Origin of the sequence: Hydrocarboniclastica marina (assembly GCF_004851605.1) — a bacterium.
GTDB classification, from domain to species: Bacteria; Pseudomonadota; Gammaproteobacteria; order Pseudomonadales; family Oleiphilaceae; genus Hydrocarboniclastica; species Hydrocarboniclastica marina.
Genome location: NZ_CP031093.1, coordinates 1,445,765 through 1,465,825 on the forward strand (window position 1 = coordinate 1,445,765; position 20,061 = coordinate 1,465,825).

The window sequence follows — 20,061 nt, forward strand, 5'->3', positions numbered from 1 at the left end:
GTAAGACCTCATGAACAGCAGTAGCCGTCTGTTCCCCGTCAGTTTGATGAATGCAGACTTTGCAGGCGAGCTGCACGAAGATGTGTACCAGCTCAACCCGGGTGTCAGCCCGGACCGTACGCTACGGATCAATATTACCCGCGTCATAGACCCCTCCACCCCTGGCTATCGCCAGCCAGTGATACTGCTCCATAGTGAATTCAATAATCGGCGGCAATGGCTGACTCCTGAAGGTGAAGGATTCGCCGCGGTTCTTGCACGCGCTGGCTTTGACGTCTGGCTGCCGGAAGCTCGTGGTCACGGGCTGTCGCCCGACCATGACCGATGGTCTGCCAATACGCTATCAGTTAGTGCGTCCGAGGATTTGCCGGCTATACAGGCATTTGTTGCGGAGCAGAGCGGGACTGAACCAATCTGGGTGGGAGCAGAACTCGGCGGGTTGGCCCTTGCCTATGCTTTGACGCATGACCCACGCATGGCTGAGACGGCCGCAGGGGCGGCATTCATTGATGTCGCGACAGCGCATTGGCTCAGCAATCTCGGTCGGTTGGGTTTGAAGCAGCGCTGGCTGATGAAGCGGGCGGGATTTGCCGATGGAATGGCATTTAACTGGGGACCTGAGCGTGAACCCTGGAGTTTGTTTACGGAGTTGTATCAGTGGCGCCGGCTTGCCAAGAAATCACAGCACCCGGTTTATGATCGCCTTGAGACCCTTCGGCTGCCTGTTTTTCTGTTGGCAGTAAAAGACAGCGAACGGGATACCCATATTCTTCAGTCACGGTTCAAAACCGACTCTATAGCGTCTGCTGTAGCGGCTCCTGGCGCCGCAGAAGCTGCCCTGGGCGGTAAGACGGGCTCAGTTCGCCAGTGGTTGCAGGAGAAAGCCGGGACGACCACAAGTAAGACGTCAGACTCGCACGTGTCATTAACGTCGAGTTAGTCTTGAATTCGTCTTCTGTATCAGCTTTCGGCCTTCGGCCGCAGTGGTTATTAACAAGGGAGAAGAGAGATGACAGATATACTGACGCCAGACCTGTGTGATGCGCATCCCGATATTCAGGTCGTTGAGCCTATGTTTGGGAACTTTGGCGGTCGAGAGGCATTCGGCGGCGAAATCGTGACCGTAAAATGTTTCGAAGACAACTCTATCGTCAAAGAACAGGTCGCCCAGCCCGGAAAAGGCAAGGTGATGGTCGTGGACGGCGGAGGCTCTAATCGAGCGGCCCTGCTGGGCGATATGCTGGCTGAAAAAGCGGCCGAGAACGGCTGGGAAGGGCTTGTGATTTATGGCTGCATCAGGGATGTCGACGCGATAGGCGAGACAGATCTCGGTGTGCAGGCACTGGGCTCCCATCCACGAAAGACTGAAAAACGTGGTTTAGGTGACCTGAATGTTCCGGTGACCTTTGGTGGCGTTACTTTCAGGCCCGGCCATTACATCTACGCAGACAACAATGGCGTAGTCGTCTCAGAAAAAGCACTGTGATGCAGAAAGCCTAGAGCTGGGGGAGGGGTCTAGCCAAGGGTTAGGCCCTGCCAGTCCCGCCGGGGGCAGGCGGGATCAGGTTGAGGTCACCGTAACGGGAAGGAGCCAGAGTTGGCGCCCCTTGGCGTGATCAGGCTACTGCTCGATCTTTATTATCTCAAGACCGGCCAGATAGCCGTTTTCAAGTCGTTCAGTCCGCACTACTTTTGCTGTCGTCTTGAAGGTGGGGAATTCTGGTGAGTTTGAGGGTAACGCGGTCTGTACTTCCGTACCGACGGCCAGATCCCGTTCCAGCACAACCTGCATGCCCATCCCGCTGAGATCCTTGCACACTGCCGTGATGGATTTGCCCGTGGATAAAACCTTGAGTTCAATGTGCGCATTGACCTGCATGCGGATGAAATCCCGCTTCTCGGCAAAGTCCCGCATTATGCTCTTCTCACTCATAACTCATCCTCAAATACTGCGTTCGTTGTTATTGTCTGAAAATGCCCGATGCGATCAGGACTGCTTTTCTGGCTTCAGCGCAGGCTTTCTCAAGCCCAGCTGTCGTTCTTTCTCGTTGGTTTGAGCATGGGCACAATGACCGCAATGAGTACACCAAGGGCGACGAGTGCTGCGCCGAGCAGCATGAAGTTCGACTCGCTCTTGTCCCTCAGCCGCTGATTATCAGTCGTCAGCAGCTCTACTTCATTTCGCAGACTTTGTGTCGTTTCCTGAAGTTCCTGATTGCGCCGGTCCAGATTCAGCGCGTTCGACGAGATTGATTTAAGCTCGTCCAGCTCGGTACTCAGAGTCTGCACTTCCTGTCGAAGCTCCGCCCGCTCAGCGAGCAGCTCGTCCCTCTCTGCTCTCAGGCTTTCCGCAGCAGCCTGGGCTTCCCTCATATTTTCGCGGGCGTTGGTCAGCTCGGTCCGGGCACGTTCTAACTGGTCTGCAGCAATGGGTTCGTTACTCAGGTAGCGAGAGAGTATCCATCCTTCCTGGCCGCGGTTTGTGCGGACTCTCGAATAACCCGTCTCTTCGTTCCGCTCAAGCAGTGTCAGCGGCGTGCCGCTGCTGAGGCCTGCGTTAAGAATCCGGTACTGGGTGCCCTGGCCGGTGCGAAGGGGAGCCATCAACTCATCATCAATATAGACCGTCTGGGCCATTATCATCGACGAACCGAAAAGAAGTGCGACAACGAAGGTGGTCCGGATCATGCCTTGGGTCAGGAATATGCGAATCACTAAAGGGTTCCTGTTTTCGTAGCGAAGTGGGCAGCGCGGGTGCCGACGCTGCGAGATTTTGTCATCCGTTAGGGCGCTTTGCCAGTCGCCATCTGACAGATTACATCACGGTAATACCTGTTTGAAAGGTTTGACCAAGACCTGTTGGTAAACCCCGGCGTGAACATACGGGTCTTCATTCGCCCACTCCGTGGCGGCCTGGAGAGAGGGAAACTCCGCGACGATCAGACTGCCGGTGAATCCGGCGTCTCCGGGCTCACCAGTATCAAGGGCAGGATGGGGGCCGGCCAGTATCAGCCGACCGGCCTCCTGTAACGCGATCAGACGGGCCAAGTGCCCGGGTCGAGCCTGCTGTCTCAGGGGCAGGCTGCCAGGTACATCTTCGCTGAGGATGGCGTACAGCATTTATATATGTCTCCGCAAAGGCTGAGTGCCCGCTGCAACACAACTAATCGAATTACAACGGTGCAACTGGTCGATTTACAGTGGTTCTTCTTCTTTGAGGTGACGGGAGAGCAAGAGTATCTGAGCGACCGCAAAGCCCAGGGTAAGGAGTAGAAGACCGAAAACCTTGAAATTGACCCAGGTCTCCTGGCTGAAGTTGAAAGCGATATAGAGGTTCAGCGCCCCGGTCAGAACAAAAAACAGTACCCATGCGGTGTTCAGGCGGGCCCAGACAGTCTCGGGTAGCTTCATATTTGCTGCGAGCATCTTGCGTATCAGATTCTTGCCCAGCAATAGATGGCTGCCGAGCAATACTGCGGCCAAAACCCAATTGACGATGGTCGGCTTCCACATGATGAAGGTGTTGTCGTTCAGTAGTACCGTGAGCCCACCGAAAACCACCACAGCCGCCAGCGTGATAAGATGCACTTTCTCAACTTTCCGGAAGCGCAGCCACATGAAAGCGACTTGCGCCATTGTCACAATAATAAGGGCGATCGTTGCCGAGATCATGTCGCCGCTGTACTGATACACAGCAAAGAAGACGATTAAGGGAATAAAATCCAGGAACTGCTTCATCAAACCTCCACCGCACCTGCCAGAATCTGGCTCGGGATATTCTTAAAGGCCAGACTATTATATGGATCAACCGCCGATGCAAGCGACGCTGTTCGACACTGTGCCCATGGTTGGACAGCCTCACACCGCAAAGTTCGACCTTCATTGCCACAGCAATGCGTCTGACGGCGCTTTGGCCCCTTCCGAGGTGGTTCGGCGAGCGGCGAGCAGAGGGGTTGCCACCCTAGCTCTGACCGACCACGACACCCTGGCGGGGTTGGATGAGGCGAAAGCAGTCGCGGTCGAAGTTGGCATTGAGCTGATTCCCGGGGTCGAGATATCGTGCCAGTGGCAGCAGCACACGCTCCACATCGTAGCGCTCGGCTTTGATATCGACTGCGCGTCCTTCCTGCGGGCGATCGAGGCTCAGGCCCAGGCTCGTAACAAGCGGGCGGGACTGATCGATGAAGCGCTGCAAAGAAAGGGCTGCCCTTCGGTCCTGGGTCAAGCGAGGTCTATGACGCGGGACGGTATACCCGGACGGCCGCATTTTGCCAGGGCGCTGGTCGATGCCGGATGTGTCCGCACTGAGCAGCAGGCGTTCAAGCGCTGGCTTGGGGCGGGTAAAGTGGGGGACATCCCGGCCTGCTGGCCTGAGTTGGCGGAAGTTGTTCGCTACATTCACGCCTCCGGAGGCGTGGCGGTGCTGGCGCATCCGCGTAAGTACCGAATGAGTGCCACGCGCTTGCGCAAACTGGTCGAGGAGTTCGCTAGCCTAGGCGGAGATGCTCTGGAAGTGCTGACGGGAGGGCAGGCGCCACCCGACACCGAGCTCTTGTCAGATCTCTGCATTAAGCATGGTCTGCGCGCGTCCTGCGGCAGCGATTTCCACAAGCCGGGACAGCCGTGGACTGAACTCGGCAGTCTTCCACCCCTGCCTCATCGTCTCACCCCTGTTTGGGTCAATGGCTTCTGAGCAATTGCACAAACGATCGCCATCGCTTCAGGGCACCCGCTTATTCGGGGCTATGGAACAGAAGGTAAAGGTCGGTCAAGGTGTCCGGAATCTGCTCAGCGAGCTCGTGACTGAGCTCCTCGTTCTCCCGAGCCGCCTGGAAATCTGCGTCATCGAAGAGGTCGGACAGCGTCATGATGGGAACCAAAAGCTCGGCAACTGTCTCTTCTTCGGTTTCGAGCCATGTGTCTTCATTATGAAGAAATGCTTCTACAAACCCTGCACACCAGTTCTGCAGTGCATTGTCCGGGTCGCCGTCTTCAGGTTCGGGTAGCTCCAGAGTTTCACCCTGTTCAAGAGTGGAGCGGACCGACCGGAACAACTTGTCGCACAGTCTGTTAAATACCTCAGGGGCGGAAGCGTTTTCTCCTTCATCCTGTCCCGTTGCGAGGGCGAACAGAGTGGCAGTTGGCAAGCGTTGTGGCCCAACAGCGTTGGCGCAGACAAGGCCGTGTAATCCAAAGAAATCCAGGGCGTCCTCGGCCCAGGCGTCTGCGAAAAGCACCTCTTCGAGTTCCAGAATTTCTTCAGGGGTCAGCATCTTTTCTACCTTATAGCGGCATATGGGTAAACCCCGGATTCCACCACCAGCCAAGTTCGCTTTGAGGGCGTGAGCGGAAGGCCTGGAGGAAGAGGGGATGTCATCGACTAGAGTACTCAGACTATAGAGTACTCAGACTATAGAGTACTCAGACTACAGCGACTGCTGTCATACGGGAACAGGAGCTGTGCCCGGGGCTTCTGTGAGTGCAGTAACTGATAGGCGGTTAATCGCTCTGCCTGGCTAAACGAAATGCGGGCAGCACTGGTGCGCTGCCCGCGGGTCAAAAGCTCAGCTCAGTCAGGAAGGATCGGTGCTCTTGTCAGACTGCGGCAGTTTATCCGCATCAGCTTTCTGCGCCTCGCGCTGCCTCCGGCGGATTTCTCGCGGATCATTGTAAGCGCGCCCGTTGCTCGCAAGCGCTGGGGTCTCGGACGCAACGTCGACCGCTTGCTGTGAAGCAGGGGCCGGCGGTGTTGCAGGCGTTGGGTCAGACTCAGCATGAGCCGATTCTTTTTTCACGTTCTCCTGCTTTGGACTCTTCGGCTCTTCGTTCTGCGACTTTGAGCTTTCTGTCTTTGCGGTTGCTGACTTTGAGTTATCAGAGTTGGAGCTTTCCACTTTGGAGATTTCGGCCTTCGGCGCAGCCGGTGTTGGCTTTTCTGCCTTGGGCTTTTCGGTCGGCTCTGACTCGCCTTGGGCGGCGGCCTTCTCTTTGCTCGGAGCCGCTCCGACAGATTCCTCCTCTGTCGTGGTTGCAGCTGCTTCAGGAGCTGAGGAGGGGCGAGCTTGCGACTTTCTTCCCCGAGAGGGGCGTCTCTGTCCGCTCCGGCCCTTGCTGGCAGAGTCTGGCTTCGAGGCGTCCCCCTGATCATTTTCGTTGTCAGCGCTCTCTCGCACCGGTCCGGCGTCTCCGCCGGATCCGGCTGGGGAGCTCGAGGTGGTCTGCGGTCCTGAATCAGGCTGTTGAGGCACTGCCTTTTCAGACTTTTTCTGTTCCGACACGGACTCTTCAGCAGGCTGCCCGGCAACCGCTGGTTGATCCGACGCGGGGGAACCCGTGCTCTTGTCCTCAACAACGTCCGGGGCGGAAACGGCCTCCGCATCACGGCTGTTTACTGACGAGTTGGCTTTACTTTTCGGCAGCGCAGCAGTCTCAGGCTGCACATCGGCGTTCGCCACAGGACCACCTGCCGCCGGCGCTGAGCCCGCCTCATCTGCAACTTCGTGCTTTGCATTGCTGGCAGAGGTGCCTTCCCGCTTATCCTGTGCTGCAGGCGTGGCGCTGGCACTGGCTGTCTTGTCAGTAGCTTGGCCCTGGTCAACCTTAACAGCCGGCGGTTTCGTATCGGCGCTGCCTGAGACGACTTCCGGGTCCCGATTGCGTTCCGGGGCATCATCCCCACTGGTGCCTGCCTCATTACTGGTGTTCACGCGTTCGCGACGGCGAGGCTGACCTTCAGCCGGCGATCCGTCACGGTTGCGGGAGCGCCGTGGACGCTGGCGTTTGCGCGGTTCGCCACCTTGACCTGCTGGCTTGCTCTGGTCGTTGCCCTGACTGGTACCTTGGTCCCGGCCCTGATCCGGACTCTTTTGATCAGCGCCTGGCCTGGCCGGGGTTTCTGAGCGGCTGGCCTCGGGTTCTACGTTCTTGGCTTTATCCGGGCCTTTGGCAGCGTCAGAGCGTGGTCTGTTGTCCTTGGCTTCCGGATTGCGGGCACGGTTTCCTGAGCCCCGCTCATTGCGGCGTTGGCCCCGGTTGCGGCGATTCCCGCGGTCGTTGTCTTCTTCGCGCGGTCCTGCAGGCTGGCTTTGACGCCGTTGACCGGCATCCGGACGAGCTCCGCTTGAAGTCTTTTGACGGTCGTCAGCCTCGCCACCGCGAGGGCGGCCAGCATGTTGAGAGGGAGGTGGTGTTTGAGCAGAAGACCCGGTGCTCCTGGCATGGGGCAAACCGGCCTGCTGATCTGAGCCATGGAAGAAAGCCGCAATACGGCGTGAAATGCGCTTCAGCAGACCCTCTTCGCCGGGCGCGCGCGGAACAGGCAGCGTGTTCTGGGCAGCTGTCGCTGCTGGCGGAGCTTTGGGTGTAGGTGCAGGCGCAGCCGGCGGAACCGACTTGATAGCGGCTTCCTCGCGGACTACTTCGCGCACAGTTACCGGCTCAGTAATGGCTTCCTCTGCATGCTCCATGGCAACTTCATAGCTGTTGCGCTGTTGCTGAACATCGCTGTCGTCGTCGCGCAAGCGCTGCACTTCGAAATGCGGCGTCTCCATGCTCGCTACGGGAATAATCTGGACCTTAACTTTCTGGCGGCTTTCAATATCGTTGATCTGCTTGCGCTTCTCATTGAGCATGAAGGTCGCGACAGTAACCGGGACGAGCGCACGCACTTCGCCGGTTTTGTCCTTGGACGCTTCCTCGAACATGAGCCGCATGATGCTCAGCGCCAGAGATTCAATACTGCGGATGGTGCCCTGGCCGTTGCAGCGAGGACAAACCTCACTGCGGGTTTCGCTGAGGGAAGGGCGCAGGCGTTGACGGGACATTTCGAGCAGGCCGAACCGCGAAATCTTGCCGACCTGAACCCGGGCCCGATCAAGCTCCAGAGCGTTGCGGACACGCTGCTCGACTTCACGCTGATTCTTGCTCGGCGTCATGTCGATGAAGTCAATGACGATCAGACCGCCCATATCCCGCAGGCGCAACTGGCGTGCAATTTCGTCGGCCGCTTCAAGGTTGGTTTGCAGTGCGGTTTCTTCGATGTCGCCGCCCTTGGTCGCCCGTGATGAGTTGATATCGATCGACACCAGGGCTTCGGTCGGATCTATGACGATGGAGCCACCTGAGGGAAGTTTCACCTCACGCTGGAATGCCGTCTCGATCTGGGCCTCTATCTGGTAGCGGCTGAAGAGCGGGATGTCGTCCTGGTAAAGCTTGATTTTGGCTTCGAAGGTCGGCATTACCGCGCGGACGAAGTTGAGTACTTCCTCGTGAACCTGGGGCGAGTCGATCAGAACTTCCGCAATGTCCTGGCGCAAGTAGTCCCGCACCGCCCGAATAATGACGTTGCTTTCCTGGTATATCAGGAAAGGCGCCTTGCGGGCTTCGGCTGCGTTGGTGATGGCGTCCCAGAACTGGGCAAGGTAATCAAGATCCCACTGAAGCTCTTCAGAGGTCCGGCCAATGCCGGCAGTGCGGACGATCACGCCCATTTGCTTGGGCACGTTGACGTCGGCCATGGCGTTCTTGAGCTCTATGCGCTCGTCGCCTTCAATGCGCCGGGAGATGCCGCCGGCCCGGGCATTGTTCGGCATCAGCACCAGGTAGCGTCCGGCGAGGCTGATAAATGTCGTAAGGGCTGCGCCTTTGTTGCCGCGCTCCTCTTTGTCAACCTGAACAATGACTTCGGTGCCCTCGTCGAGCACTTCCTTGATATTGACCTTGCCCTCGATCTGGGCTGGGGATTTCTTAAAGTATTCGCGCGCAATTTCTTTCAGCGGGAGAAAGCCGTGCCGATCGGCGCCGTAGTCGACAAATGCCGCCTCCAGGCTGGGTTCGATGCGGGTTATGCGGCCCTTGTAGATGTTGGACTTTTTCTGCTCTCGGGTGCTGGACTCGATGTCCAGGTCAAACAGGCGCTGGCCGTCGACGAGCGCGACGCGCAACTCTTCATGGTGAGTTGCATTGATGAGCATTCTTTTCATGGAACGAAAGGTTCCCTTTGCCGGGCATCGGCAACAGGCAGGAACAGTAGGCGAGATCAACGAAGTGCGCTGACACCAGGGCGCCAGGAATAGATCAGATTGGCTGTCTCACCGGGAAGTTGTCAGACAAATGCGCCAACTGAGCGCACTGACCGGCAAACGAAACCAGGCTGTACCAGTTCTGAAAAATGTAAACACACACCTGCACTAACAAGTTCATACCGATACCCGGGTCTCACGTCATATTCGATTTCTGGACAGCCCGGTCCGGCATGATGATGATTTATCGCAATTACTGCCCGCGCATTGCCGCGCAGATTATATTAAAACCTGTCGCGCAATATGGCTCGACAGGGGCTTCGGTCGGATCTGCCTGGTATCTGGCGACCACCACAGGGCGTGTCGCTGGCCAAGACTGGACCGGGTTCAACGCCAACCGACAATCAGGTCGGCCAGCCTGTTCGCTGCGTTTGTTGGCAAGCCAACTGAACGCCAAAATCTGACCCCACTTCGCACCTTGGAAAAGGCGCTGCACGAATGTAGGAGCCGCGGTGAGTATATTTCTCAACCGCTTTCTAACTCGTTATACTCTTTGCCCTTGCGAGGAAAAGCATTAGTTCCCTTCGGGCGGGCCCGCCGATACTGATGCAATGCCTGAATCCTGATCACCGCGGTATTTCCCGCATAACGCCTACCGAAAAGTGCAGAACAGGCGTGCTGTGCGAGCAGGTTAGGTCAGGGCTATGCCAGGCACGGAAAGCTCGCTGGAATATAGCAGCTATAGTTTTACCTATCAACGAATTCCATTGACTGCCCGTCACCGTACTCTACCAGGCTCAGGCATTGGTCAGACCAGGAGAATCATTACCCCAATGGCCATTGATGACAGGGCCTCCGGCTCCAGCAAATCAGACGCTTCCCGGAATCCCACGGTTTCACCCCGGCCGGGCGTCGAATGGGTCGTGATCGATGAAGAGCAGGCCGGCCAGCGGCTTGATAATTTTCTTATACGGCATCTCAAGGGCGCGCCGCGCAGCTTGGTGTACCGCATTATCCGCAAGGGCGAGGTGAGGATAAATCGGGCTCGTGCCCGGGCAGACTCGCGCATTGCAGCCGGTGATGAGATTCGGGTTCCGCCAGTCCGGCTCGCCCAGCGCGATGAAACAGTCATCCCTGCAGCTAAAGTGCTGGATCGTATAGAGGCAGCCGTTGTGTATGAAGATGACGGCCTGCTAATCGTCAATAAGCCGACCGGTCTGGCGGTGCATGGCGGCAGCGGCTTGCAGTACGGGTTGATTGAAGGGCTGCGTGCGGCGCGGCCCGAAGCTCGCTTCCTTGAGTTGGTGCATCGTATCGATCGGGACACTTCGGGGCTGGTTATGGTAGCCAAGAAGCGCTCGGCGCTGCGAGACCTGCAGGACCAGATGCGAAAGAAGCAGATCGAGAAGTTCTACCACGCTGTTGTAGCAGGTACTTGGCCGGCACACATCAGTAAAGTGGACGCGCCATTGTTGCGTGATGAGCTGCGTTCAGGTGAGCGGATTGTCAGGGTGGCTGCGGACGGGAAGCCGGCGCTCACACGTGTCCGGTCCCTCGAGCTGTACATGGGTTATAGTCTGATCGAAGCGTCGCCCGTCACTGGCAGAACCCACCAGATCCGGGTGCACTGCGCGTACGCTGGCCATCCGATAGCCGGTGACCCCAAGTATATGGATGATGTGAGTTGCGGCGCGTTTCGTGCGGAGGGTGGCCGGCGCCTGATGTTGCATGCCGAAAAACTGGGAATTGATCTGCCAGGCGCAGGCGAACGTCGCTACTTCACGGCCCCGTATGATGAGGCGTTCTCAAGCTTTCTGGCACGGCTTCGAAAATAGCCGAAGCTGGTGAACAAATATGGAAAAGGTGAGGCAATGAGTCAATACCGGGCGGTCATTTTTGACTGGGACGGCACTCTGGTGGATTCCCTTGATCACATCACTGCGAGCCTGGCGGCGGCTGCGGAAGATTGTGGCATGCCCCGTCGCGCTGACCACGAGTTGCGTGACATTATCGGCCTTGGGCTAGCGGAGGCGCTTGAGCGGCTGTGGCCAGGCATCACGCCCAGCCGTATGGCGGCTTTACGGCAGGCCTATGGTCATCATTTTTTTAGCGCAGTCGCGACGCCGTATTCGACATTCGATGGGGTTTCAGAGCTACTTCAAGGGCTGTCTGAGGCCAGGCCGGCGCTGGCGGTAGCAACAGGTAAGTCACGCGCAGGGTTGGACAGGGCGCTGATTGCCACAGGGTTGTCCGACTATTTCCGGGTCACCCGTTGCGCGGATGAAACCCGGTCCAAGCCGCATCCGCTGATGCTTGATGAGATTTTGCAGGAGCTATCAATCGCTCCGAACGAGGCGCTAATGATAGGCGATACCGTCTATGATCTTGAAATGGCAGCCCGCATTGGGATGCCCTCGATCGGGGTTACCTGGGGTGTGCACGACGCTGCTGCTCTGGTCGCGCACAATCCGGTCCGCATCGTGGATCACGTATCTGAATTGAAGACTTTCCTGGCGGTCAACGTCCGCCGGTTCAACCCGCACGTAGAGGATGCTGTAGATGAGTGAATGGGACAGGAATTCATCCGCCAGTGGCTGGGGTGTGCCGCCTGCGAAAGCTGAGAATGTGGGTGGGTCAGCCCCCGGAGATACCCGGGAGTGGAAGCTGATCGAGAAACTGCTCATGTCGATGCAGGGCGAGCAGCGCAAAACCCGCCGGTGGGGCATATTCTTTAAAAGCCTGACTTTCCTGTATCTCTTCGGAATCCTCTACCTGGCAACCGCAAGCTTTAACGGGGCCGCCCCTGAAGTAATGGGCGACCATGTTGCGGTAGTGGATGTTTACGGCGTTATTGCCGACGAAGAAGAAGCAAGTGCAGAAAACATTATTGATGGGCTTCGCGCTGCCTTTGAGAATGAGGAGGCTCGTGCCGTAGTCCTGCGAATCAATAGCCCGGGCGGAAGTCCGGTGCAATCTGATTTTGTCTTTATGGAAATCATGCGGTTACGCGAGAAGCATCCCGATACCCCGGTTTATGCGGTAATCGGCGACATTGGGGCCTCCGGCGCCTACTATATCGCGGCTGCCGCCGATGAAATCTACGCCAGTCGGGCCAGCCTGGTCGGCTCTATCGGCGTTGTTGCCGGTGGTTTCGGTTTTGTCGACGCCATGGAAAAGCTTGGGGTGGAACGTAGGCTGTACACGGCCGGTGAGCACAAAGGCTTCCTTGATCCTTTCTCGCCGGAGCAGCCTGAAGAAGTGAAGTTCTGGAATGAAGTGCTCGACAATACCCATGCGCTATTTATAGAGCGGGTGCGTCAGGGACGGGGCGACAAACTGGCGGCTGATGCTTCGAACGAACTTTTTTCTGGGTTGATCTGGACCGGTGATCAGGCCAAAAATCTTGGGCTGATTGACGGGTTCGGCAGCGTTGACTCCGTCGCCCGCGATATCGTCGGCGTCGATGAGAAGGTGGATTACAGTCGTCGGCCATCTCCTTATGAGGAGCTTTTCAGCCGCCTGGGTGCCTCTGCAGGCGAAGCCATGGTTCGGACGATGGAGCAATCACGCCTCGAGCTTCGCTAGTGTCCCGGATGGGACACTAGGGCGCACCTTCCGTGGAAGCATAATCCATCAGGCTCAACCCTCGGGCTTGCAGGCCGTCTTCCAGGGCGATAAGAGGCAGGCCGATCAAGGCATTGGGGTCGCGCCCTTCCAGGCGTTCGAAGAGGGCGATGCCCAACCCCTCCATTTTGAAACTGCCCGCGCAGTCGAAAGGGCGCTCGGTTTCGAGGTAGCGGCGAATTTGGTCTGGCGCCAGATTGCGGAAGCAAACGTCGAACTGCTCAACGGTTGCATATTCCCACTGGCTGCTTGCCAGGTGCAGGCTGATGCCGGTGAGAAAGCTGACCCTGGACCCGCTACAATGGCTGAGTTGTTCAAACGCGTTGGCCAATGAGCCGGGTTTGGCCATGACTTTGCCGTCCGCAGCGACGGCTAGCTGATCGGATCCAATGATAAGGTGATCTGGAAAACGATCGGCCAGCGCCCGTGATTTTTCCCGGGCAAGCCGAAGCACGAGGTCGCTCGCCTGTTCATCTGGCCTGGCTGTCTCGTCGACGTTGGGCGCGGCGACATCAAATCGAATACCGAGGTTGTCAAGGCACCGCCGGCGATAGGGCGACGTCGACGCAAGTAGAAGCTTAGGCTGGGTCATGACTGATATAACCACGGCATGGGTATGAATGAGACGGCTGCCACGGTATTGTCGGAGTATCGGCGGACTGGGGCAAGCGCAGTCCGGAAAGTCTTTGACAGCGTCGGCTTGCACGCCTAAAATTGCGCGCCTGTCTTACGAGCTGTCAGCGGCAAAAAACGGCGTGCGGGTTCCAGATCGTTTTCAAGGAGGGTCGCACGCTTGGCTGCACCGATTGACGAACTTCCGACTAAGACATTTGATCCCTATAAGCTTTCAGAGCAGGGGGTAACGCTGGAGGGAAGTGTTCCGGTGAGTGCCCTGAAGCGTGTCAGAGACCTTCTCGTAAAAGATGAAGGCTCTGTTTCTGCGGTTCTCGGTTTTGGCCGTGATGAGGAAAACCGGCGGGTCGTCAATGGAGAGCTTGAGGCTCTGATTTGGGTCACCTGCCAGCGTTGTCTCGAACCTATGCAGGAGCACGTACGGTCCCGGTTCTCCCTGGCTATCGTCGGTGACGATGACGCCGCGAAGCAGATACCGAGTCAATACGAACCGCTGGAGACACATAGAGGCGGCGGCATCAAGGTTCGGGAGTTGGTTGAAGACGAGCTTTTGCTGGCAATGTCACCGTTTCCGATGCACCCCGAGCAGGACTGCAACGAACATCTGGCAGCTGGCTCAGAAGCAGATCTCCGGAGTGAGGCAGCCGCTGAAGAGGGTCGCAGAAAGCCATTCGAGTTACTGGAAGGGTTGCTCAACAAGGCGAAAGACGATTCCTCCCGTCATTAGGCTGGGTCGTCCGGAAACGAATTCGAACCAGGCCTCAGTGCCTGGTTACAGATCAAACGATGATTAGGAGAATGCCTCATGGCCGTCCAACAAAACCGTAAAACACGCTCAAAGCGCGGTATGCGTCGTTCGCACGATGCGCTGACCACTACCGCACTGGCAACTGATCCGACCACCGGTGAAGTCCATCGCCGCCACCATGTTTCTCCGGAAGGTTTCTACCGGGGCAAGAAAGTTATTGAAACCAATAACGATTAATTGAAGATAGCGGTCGATAGAAAGTGAGCCCGTCTGCCGCTTCTTTTTGACCGCACTTTCTCGCCGCATCTGCTGTCGCCTGTGAACTCTGACGAGCGCATAGCCAACAGAATCAGACTGGCCGTTGACGCAATGAGCGGCGACCAGGGCGCGGAAGTATGTGTGGCCGCCACGCTCGCGGCAGTCAATGAGAATCCCTCGATTTCTGCTCTTCTGGTTGGCCGTACTTCGGTCCTGGAGCCCCTGCTCGGAACACCCCATCCTCGTATCCGGATCGTTGACGCGCCCGAAGTGGTTACCATGGATGAGCCACCAGCCCGTGCATTGCGTCAGAAAAAAGCGTCCTCCATGGCGGTGGCGCTGCAACTGGTTCGATCAGGTGAGGCTGATGCCTGCGTGAGCGCGGGTAACACTGGCGCTTTGATGATGATGGGGCGTTCCATCCTCAAGATGTACCCGGGTATAGAGCGGCCTGCGATTGTAAAACTCATCCCATCCCTGCATAACCGTTGTTACGTACTCGACCTGGGTGCCAACGTCGACACGTCTGCGGAACATCTCTTCCAGTTCGCCCTTATGGGCTCGCTAATGGTGGCTGCGATTGACGGCAAAGCTGCGCCGCGGGTTGCGTTGCTGAACGTCGGGGAGGAGGAAGTGAAAGGCAGCGAGCAGGTGCGGCTTGCTGCTCATAGTCTTGCCGCCTGCGAGGCGCTGAATTATATCGGTTACGTCGAAGGCAACGACCTCTTCCAGGACGTTGCGGATGTGGTTGTCTGCGACGGGTTCGTCGGCAATATTGCGCTCAAGACCGGCGAGGGTGTCGCCCTGATGGTCATGGAAGTCATTGAGCAGGCGTTCCAGCGCACAGCTATGTCACGGGTGCTTGGTGTTATTGCCCGTCCATTTCTGAACCGCTTGCTCCGGCAGATCGACCCGCGGCGCCACAATGGCGCCAGCCTGTTAGGGCTTCAGGGCGTTGTCGTCAAAAGCCACGGCAACGCCGATGCGCGAGCATTCCGTGCGGCTCTACGGCAAGCAGCTGCTGAAGTTCGAATGCGGGTGCCGCAAAAGATCAATGCTCGCCTTGATGAGCTCGCGTTCTAGGGCGTCCCGCTGCACGCATCGGGTGAGGCTCAAAGCATTGGCGCGCTTGTGTGGTTTTGCCTTCAACGACAATGTACTATCGCCCCTAAGAACCGTTTTGAATTGCTATCCCGCCTGGAGGCTGTCTTTGCAGGTTGTTCATGACGAGCCCGAGCTTTGCTCCCTGTAAAGGCCGGTCTTCTTGAGAGAACCAGCTTATCGTTAATAAAACTGTTGCCGCGGATCACGTGTGAAAATATTGACGGTGTGAAGGGCTTGGCACCCAAAAGCAGCGATCAACAGTTTGCGGTCACGCCCCCGGACTTGAAAGCCCGGGTTGGACTATCGGCTAATCGGCAACTGGACAGACAGGGAGTACTCTCTCGCCCATGAAAACAGCATTTATCTTCCCCGGTCAGGGGGCTCAGTCGGTTGGTATGCTGGCAGAGGCCCGAGAAAACTTCCCCATCGTTCGCCAGACATTCGATGAAGCGTCGGAGCTGTTGGGCTATAACCTGGAATCGATCTGCCAGAACGGCCCGGAAGAGGAACTGAACCGTACTGCGGTGACACAGCCTGCGATCCTTACCGCGAGCATCGCACTCTGGCGCTTGTGGATGCAGGAGAACGGTACAAAGCCTGACTTTGTTGCGGGCCACAGTCTCGGAGAATACTCGGCCCTTGTCGCCGGCGAGTCCATGCTGTTCCTTGACGCGCTAAAGCTGGTCAGTCTGCGTGGTGAGTTGATGCAGGCCGCAGTGCCTCAGGGCGAAGGCAAGATGGCTGCTATCTTGGGGCTGGAAGACGATCAGGTTGTGGCCGCTTGTGCTGAAGCTACCGAAGGCGATGTTGTCGAAGCGGTCAATTTCAATGCACCGGGGCAGGTCGTTATTGCGGGCAACGCGAAGGCGGTGGATCGGGCTATAGAAGCTTGCAAAAGTCGTGGTGCAAAACGGGCAATGCCTCTGGCCGTCAGCGTGCCTTCACACTGCGCTCTGATGCGCGAGGCGGCAGAGCAGCTCGCGGAAGAGTTCAGCACGGTAGGCTTCAATGACGCTGTTATTCCTGTAGTACAGAACGTGCCTGCTGCCATAGTGACCTCAAGAACTGACATCATGCAGAACCTGGTGCGTCAGCTCTATTCGCCGGTAAAGTGGAGCGCGTCTTTTGCGCTGCTGGAAAAAGAAGGCGTCGGCGCGGCGGTGGAGTGCGGCCCGGGGAAAGTACTGGGCGGCCTGGCTAAGCGTAATGCCCCTGCTATCAAATGTTATAGCCTCGAGACTCCCGACGGGTTCAACGCTGCATTATCAGCGCTTTCGAAAAAGGACTGAGTATGACGCTTGACGGTAAGGTCGCGCTAGTTACCGGCGCAACGAGGGGCATCGGTCGTGCTATAGCTCATGCACTCGCCGAGTCGGGCGCTACAGTAATTGGTACCGCGACCACTGAGGGCGGCGCGAACGCGATCTCAGAGGCCTTTCAGACTCATGGGCTGCAGGGCCGCGGTATGGTCATGGATGTGTCTGACGCTGCCAGCGTTGACGCGGGCATAAAGGCCATCGTGGATGACTTTGGCAGCCCCGCAGTTTTGGTCAATAACGCCGGCATAACCCGGGATGGCTTAGCGCTGAGAATGAAGGATGAAGACTGGCAGGACGTTATCGAAACCAATCTGACCAGCACATTCCGTACGACCAAGGCCGTCCTGCGCGGTATGACAAAAGCACGCTGGGGCAGAATCATTAATATCAGCTCGGTCGTCGCAAGCATGGGCAATCCCGGCCAGATGAATTATTGTGCTTCCAAGGCTGGGATCGAAGGTATGACCCGATCCCTGGCTCGGGAGATCGGCAATCGGGGTATAACGGTAAACTGCGTTGCGCCTGGTTTCATCGATACTGACATGACAAAAGCGCTGAGCGACGCTCAGCGCGCGCAGATGCTGATGGCGGTGCCGGTGCAACGGCTGGGCGAGCCCGAGGAGATCGCCGCAGTGGTGGCGTTCCTGGCTTCTCCGGTAGCTGGTTACATCACTGGGGAGACGCTACACGTCAACGGCGGTATGTATATGGGTTAGTTTTTCCCGCCCGCGCCGCTTCAGCTAAAGCTGAGGGGGGCCGTGGCGGTCGGGCCTGCTTGTTCGCGGGTAGGTATTCCACTAGACTGGCACGCGATTGGTGCTTGGTAGGTACAAAGTGAGGACACTATGAGTACAGTTGAAGAGCGCGTAAAGAAGATCGTTTGTGAACAACTCGGCGTAAAGGAGTCCGAGGTTCAGAACACGTCTTCTTTTGTCGAGGACCTGGGCGCTGATTCCCTGGATACCGTCGAATTGGTAATGGCGCTTGAAGAGGAATTTGAAACCGAAATTCCCGATGAAGAAGCCGAAAAGCTTGGTTCTGTTCAGGATGCAATCGACTACATCGTCGCGCACAGCTGATCTGACAAACCTCGTTGTCTGAGAAATCTAAAAGCCGTCCAGCGACATCAGGACGGCTTTTTTCTTGCTTATTTGCTGCATTTTCGTAATTTTTAGCCTTGCGCATGTCCCTTGCTATCCTGTTCTATAGCAAGCCTCGAGCGGCCAGTAAAAAGGGCCCCTTTCGATTGTTCTTTACCTTGGGTTTGAGGACCACATATGTCTGGTAGACGAGTTGTCATTACTGGAATGGGAGCGCTGACGCCATTGGGCAATGATGTAGCTGCCAGCTGGCAGGGCATTGTTGAAGGCCGAAGCGGCGTCGGGCCGATTGATCGCTTTGAGGCGGACGACTTCGCTACACGCATAGGTGGTGCTGTTCGGGGGCTGGACATCAGCGATTATCTGGCGCCAAAAGATACCCGCAAAATGGATGCTTTCCTGCAGTACGGGCTGATCGCGGCGATTCAGGCCGTCTCTGACAGCGGTCTGGAAACGCAGGACGACCTTGATCGCACCCGGGTCGGGGTGGCTATTGGTTCCGGTATTGGCGGGCTTGAATTTATTGAGCGCAACGTTCGGCTTCTGGCAGAACAGGGGCCTCGGAAGGTGTCACCGTTTTTCGTACCGGCTTCCGTAATTAATATGATCGCGGGAAACGTCGCCATTCGGTTTGGTTTTCGCGGCCCTAATATCGCTATCACTACTGCTTGTACAACAGGTACGCACAATATCGGTTATGCCATGCGTTCCATACAGCACGGCGATGCCGACGTGATGCTTGCGGGCGGGGCTGAGATGGCGACAACGCCTACCGGCATAGCCGCGTTCTCTGCTGCACGTGCTCTTTCGACGCGTAACGATGAACCTGAGAAAGCAAGCCGGCCCTGGGATAAAGACCGCGACGGGTTTGTGCTAAGCGATGGGGCTGGCGTGCTGGTGTTGGAAGAGCTTGAGCATGCCCGTCGCCGTGGAGCCCGTATCTACGCCGAAGTGGTTGGCTTTGGCATGAGCGATGACGCCCACCATATTACGTCTCCTCCCGAATCTGGCGAAGGCGCACAGCTCGCCATGAGGAACGCGCTTCGAGACGGAGGTATTCGCGCCGACGATATCAATTACATCAACGCGCACGGGACTAGTACCACATTGGGTGACCTGGCCGAGATAGCGGCGGTGAAAGCCGTCTTTGGTCAGCATGCTTATAAGCTGGCCGTTAGCAGCACCAAGTCAATGACAGGCCATTTGCTCGGTGCAGCTGGTGCAGTTGAGGCGATTTTTTCAGTTCTGGCAATCCGTGATGGCCAGCTACCACCGACGATCAACCTCGATAATCCGGATGAGGGTTGCGATCTCGACCTGGTCGCCAATCACACGAGAGCCGCCGACGTGCGCGTCAGTCTGTCGAATTCATTTGGTTTTGGCGGCACCAACGGCACCCTGATTTTCCAGCGTTTCGACGGTTAAGAAGATGGTCCAGTGGCACTGGTCATCAACGCCCGATGCGTCGTGGCATACAGACCGGGGACTCGCTTATGGGGACGGGGTGTTTGAAACCATCGCGGTCATGCCGCATGGCCCCGTTCTGCAGGAGCGGCACCGTGACAGGTTGGTAGCTGGGTGTCGTTTCCTGGGTATTCCTTTCACTGCCGGCGACTGGATAGCCTGGTGGTCTGAACTGACCGATCGGGGCTGGCTGCATGCCGAAAGTCAGTCAGGACATGTGATCAAGCTCATTGTCAGCCGAGGTAGCGGCGGTCGCGGCTATGTAGCGCCAGACGTGGCTCGCCCAAGGGCTGTCTGCATACGTTCCGCCATGCCTGAGATACCACGGGGCTCAGTACGCCTTAGCGGAGCGCAGATTCCTGTTTCGCCCTGTCCGTCAGGCCTGGGCCTCAAGACGCTCAATCGCCTGGACCAGGTTCTTGCGGCTACGCAGACGGCTAAAGGCTGTTTCGATACATTGATGAGCGATCATCATGGTCGGCCGGTCGAGGGTAGCAGAAGTAATCTCTTCATTTTGCGGGATCGGGTTCTGCAGACACCGCCGCTAAGGAGTCTTGCAGTAGCGGGTGTCATGCGTGGCGCGCTGCTGGAATGGGCGCCAAGACTGGGTTTGCGCGTAATCGAACGGCCTGTGACATGGGATGCGCTTAGTCGAAGCGACGCTGTATTTCTGACCAACAGTCTTGTTGGTGCTGTACAGGTTGAGCAAGTCGGTTGTCTCACCCTGCCCAACCATAATGCGCTGGCAGAGATTCGCTCGTTCATCAGCCAAGAACTTGGGGTTTGACGCC

Annotated in this window: 22 protein-coding genes; 15 read left to right on the plus strand and 7 right to left on the minus strand. The window is 57.3% G+C overall.

From position 1 onward, the window contains the following. The first annotated feature begins 10 nt into the window (after positions 1–10). Positions 11–940, plus strand: a complete 930-nt coding sequence (locus soil367_RS06400; RefSeq protein ID WP_136548012.1) for an alpha/beta fold hydrolase — start codon at positions 11–13, stop codon at positions 938–940. 69 nt (positions 941–1,009) lie between these two features. Further along, positions 1,010–1,486 carry a ribonuclease E activity regulator RraA gene (rraA, locus tag soil367_RS06405; protein WP_136548014.1) on the plus strand — a complete coding sequence of 159 codons (477 nt, stop codon included), beginning with the start codon at positions 1,010–1,012 and terminating at the stop codon, positions 1,484–1,486. A 135-nt stretch (positions 1,487–1,621) separates the two neighbouring features. On the opposite strand, the gene soil367_RS06410 is transcribed toward rraA, so the two are convergent. The 4 genes from soil367_RS06410 to soil367_RS06425 form a co-directional block, all read right to left on the minus strand. Continuing rightward, a complete protein-coding gene (locus soil367_RS06410; RefSeq protein WP_136548019.1) occupies positions 1,622–1,933 on the minus strand; it encodes a PilZ domain-containing protein in 312 nt (103 codons plus the stop codon). Positions 1,934–2,022: 89 nt separating this feature from the next. Continuing rightward, on the minus strand, positions 2,023–2,715 hold the full coding sequence (locus soil367_RS06415) for a TIGR04211 family SH3 domain-containing protein (RefSeq protein WP_136548021.1): 693 nt from the start codon (positions 2,713–2,715) through the stop codon (positions 2,023–2,025). A 105-nt stretch (positions 2,716–2,820) separates the two neighbouring features. After that, positions 2,821–3,120 carry a YciI family protein gene (locus tag soil367_RS06420; protein ID WP_136548023.1) on the minus strand — a complete coding sequence of 100 codons (300 nt, stop codon included), beginning with the start codon at positions 3,118–3,120 and terminating at the stop codon, positions 2,821–2,823. Between the two features lie 75 nt (positions 3,121–3,195). Next, a complete protein-coding gene (locus tag soil367_RS06425; protein ID WP_136548025.1) occupies positions 3,196–3,738 on the minus strand; it encodes a septation protein A in 543 nt (180 codons plus the stop codon). 61 nt (positions 3,739–3,799) lie between these two features. Here soil367_RS06425 and soil367_RS06430 point away from each other — a divergent pair, with 61 nt between their 5' ends. Continuing rightward, positions 3,800–4,693 (plus strand): PHP domain-containing protein, encoded by an 894-nt coding sequence (locus soil367_RS06430; protein ID WP_246065562.1) that lies wholly within the window; start codon positions 3,800–3,802, stop codon positions 4,691–4,693. Between the two features lie 40 nt (positions 4,694–4,733). On the opposite strand, the gene soil367_RS06435 is transcribed toward soil367_RS06430, so the two are convergent. Next, a complete protein-coding gene (locus soil367_RS06435; protein ID WP_136548027.1) occupies positions 4,734–5,273 on the minus strand; it encodes a YecA/YgfB family protein in 540 nt (179 codons plus the stop codon). 300 nt (positions 5,274–5,573) lie between these two features. After that, positions 5,574–8,981: a ribonuclease E gene (gene rne, locus soil367_RS06440; protein ID WP_136548030.1), complete on the minus strand. Its 3,408-nt coding sequence runs from the start codon at positions 8,979–8,981 to the stop codon at positions 5,574–5,576. 272 nt (positions 8,982–9,253) lie between these two features. Between rne and soil367_RS06445 the strand changes: the two genes are divergently transcribed. The 4 genes from soil367_RS06445 (at position 9,254) to soil367_RS06460 (ending at position 12,605) form a co-directional block, all read left to right on the plus strand. Further along, positions 9,254–9,484, plus strand: a complete 231-nt coding sequence (locus soil367_RS06445) for a hypothetical protein (RefSeq protein WP_136548032.1) — start codon at positions 9,254–9,256, stop codon at positions 9,482–9,484. Positions 9,485–9,853: 369 nt separating this feature from the next. Beyond that, the gene (gene rluC, locus soil367_RS06450) at positions 9,854–10,855 is read left to right on the plus strand and encodes a 23S rRNA pseudouridine(955/2504/2580) synthase RluC (RefSeq protein ID WP_136548035.1); all 1,002 of its coding nucleotides are present in this window, start codon (positions 9,854–9,856) and stop codon (positions 10,853–10,855) included. Between the two features lie 36 nt (positions 10,856–10,891). After that, on the plus strand, positions 10,892–11,587 hold the full coding sequence (locus tag soil367_RS06455) for an HAD family hydrolase (protein ID WP_136548037.1): 696 nt from the start codon (positions 10,892–10,894) through the stop codon (positions 11,585–11,587). Beyond that, positions 11,580–12,605 (plus strand): S49 family peptidase, encoded by a 1,026-nt coding sequence (locus soil367_RS06460; protein WP_136548040.1) that lies wholly within the window; start codon positions 11,580–11,582, stop codon positions 12,603–12,605. Before soil367_RS06455 ends, soil367_RS06460 begins: the two co-directional genes overlap by 8 nt. Before the next feature lie 16 nt (positions 12,606–12,621). Here soil367_RS06460 and soil367_RS06465 read toward each other — a convergent pair whose 3' ends face one another. Next, positions 12,622–13,236 (minus strand): Maf family protein, encoded by a 615-nt coding sequence (locus soil367_RS06465; RefSeq protein ID WP_136548042.1) that lies wholly within the window; start codon positions 13,234–13,236, stop codon positions 12,622–12,624. A 201-nt stretch (positions 13,237–13,437) separates the two neighbouring features. Here soil367_RS06465 and soil367_RS06470 point away from each other — a divergent pair, with 201 nt between their 5' ends. The 8 genes from soil367_RS06470 (at position 13,438) to soil367_RS06505 (ending at position 20,057) form a co-directional block, all read left to right on the plus strand. After that, the gene (locus soil367_RS06470; RefSeq protein WP_136548044.1) at positions 13,438–14,004 is read left to right on the plus strand and encodes a YceD family protein; all 567 of its coding nucleotides are present in this window, start codon (positions 13,438–13,440) and stop codon (positions 14,002–14,004) included. Positions 14,005–14,082: 78 nt separating this feature from the next. Next, the gene (rpmF, locus tag soil367_RS06475) at positions 14,083–14,262 is read left to right on the plus strand and encodes a 50S ribosomal protein L32 (RefSeq protein WP_136548046.1); all 180 of its coding nucleotides are present in this window, start codon (positions 14,083–14,085) and stop codon (positions 14,260–14,262) included. 81 nt (positions 14,263–14,343) lie between these two features. Then, positions 14,344–15,366 (plus strand): phosphate acyltransferase PlsX, encoded by a 1,023-nt coding sequence (gene plsX / locus soil367_RS06480; protein WP_246065563.1) that lies wholly within the window; start codon positions 14,344–14,346, stop codon positions 15,364–15,366. Positions 15,367–15,734: 368 nt separating this feature from the next. Continuing rightward, positions 15,735–16,676 carry an ACP S-malonyltransferase gene (fabD, locus tag soil367_RS06485; protein ID WP_136548048.1) on the plus strand — a complete coding sequence of 314 codons (942 nt, stop codon included), beginning with the start codon at positions 15,735–15,737 and terminating at the stop codon, positions 16,674–16,676. 2 nt (positions 16,677–16,678) lie between these two features. Beyond that, a complete protein-coding gene (gene fabG / locus soil367_RS06490; protein ID WP_136548050.1) occupies positions 16,679–17,422 on the plus strand; it encodes a 3-oxoacyl-ACP reductase FabG in 744 nt (247 codons plus the stop codon). A 129-nt stretch (positions 17,423–17,551) separates the two neighbouring features. Beyond that, positions 17,552–17,785, plus strand: coding sequence for an acyl carrier protein (gene acpP, locus soil367_RS06495; protein ID WP_136548052.1), 234 nt, complete (start codon positions 17,552–17,554; stop codon positions 17,783–17,785). A 198-nt stretch (positions 17,786–17,983) separates the two neighbouring features. Further along, entirely contained in the window at positions 17,984–19,231 is a 1,248-nt protein-coding gene (fabF, locus tag soil367_RS06500) for a beta-ketoacyl-ACP synthase II (protein ID WP_136548054.1), read from the plus strand. A 4-nt stretch (positions 19,232–19,235) separates the two neighbouring features. Then, positions 19,236–20,057, plus strand: coding sequence for an aminotransferase class IV (locus soil367_RS06505; RefSeq protein WP_136548056.1), 822 nt, complete (start codon positions 19,236–19,238; stop codon positions 20,055–20,057). Positions 20,058–20,061: the final 4 nt, after the last annotated feature.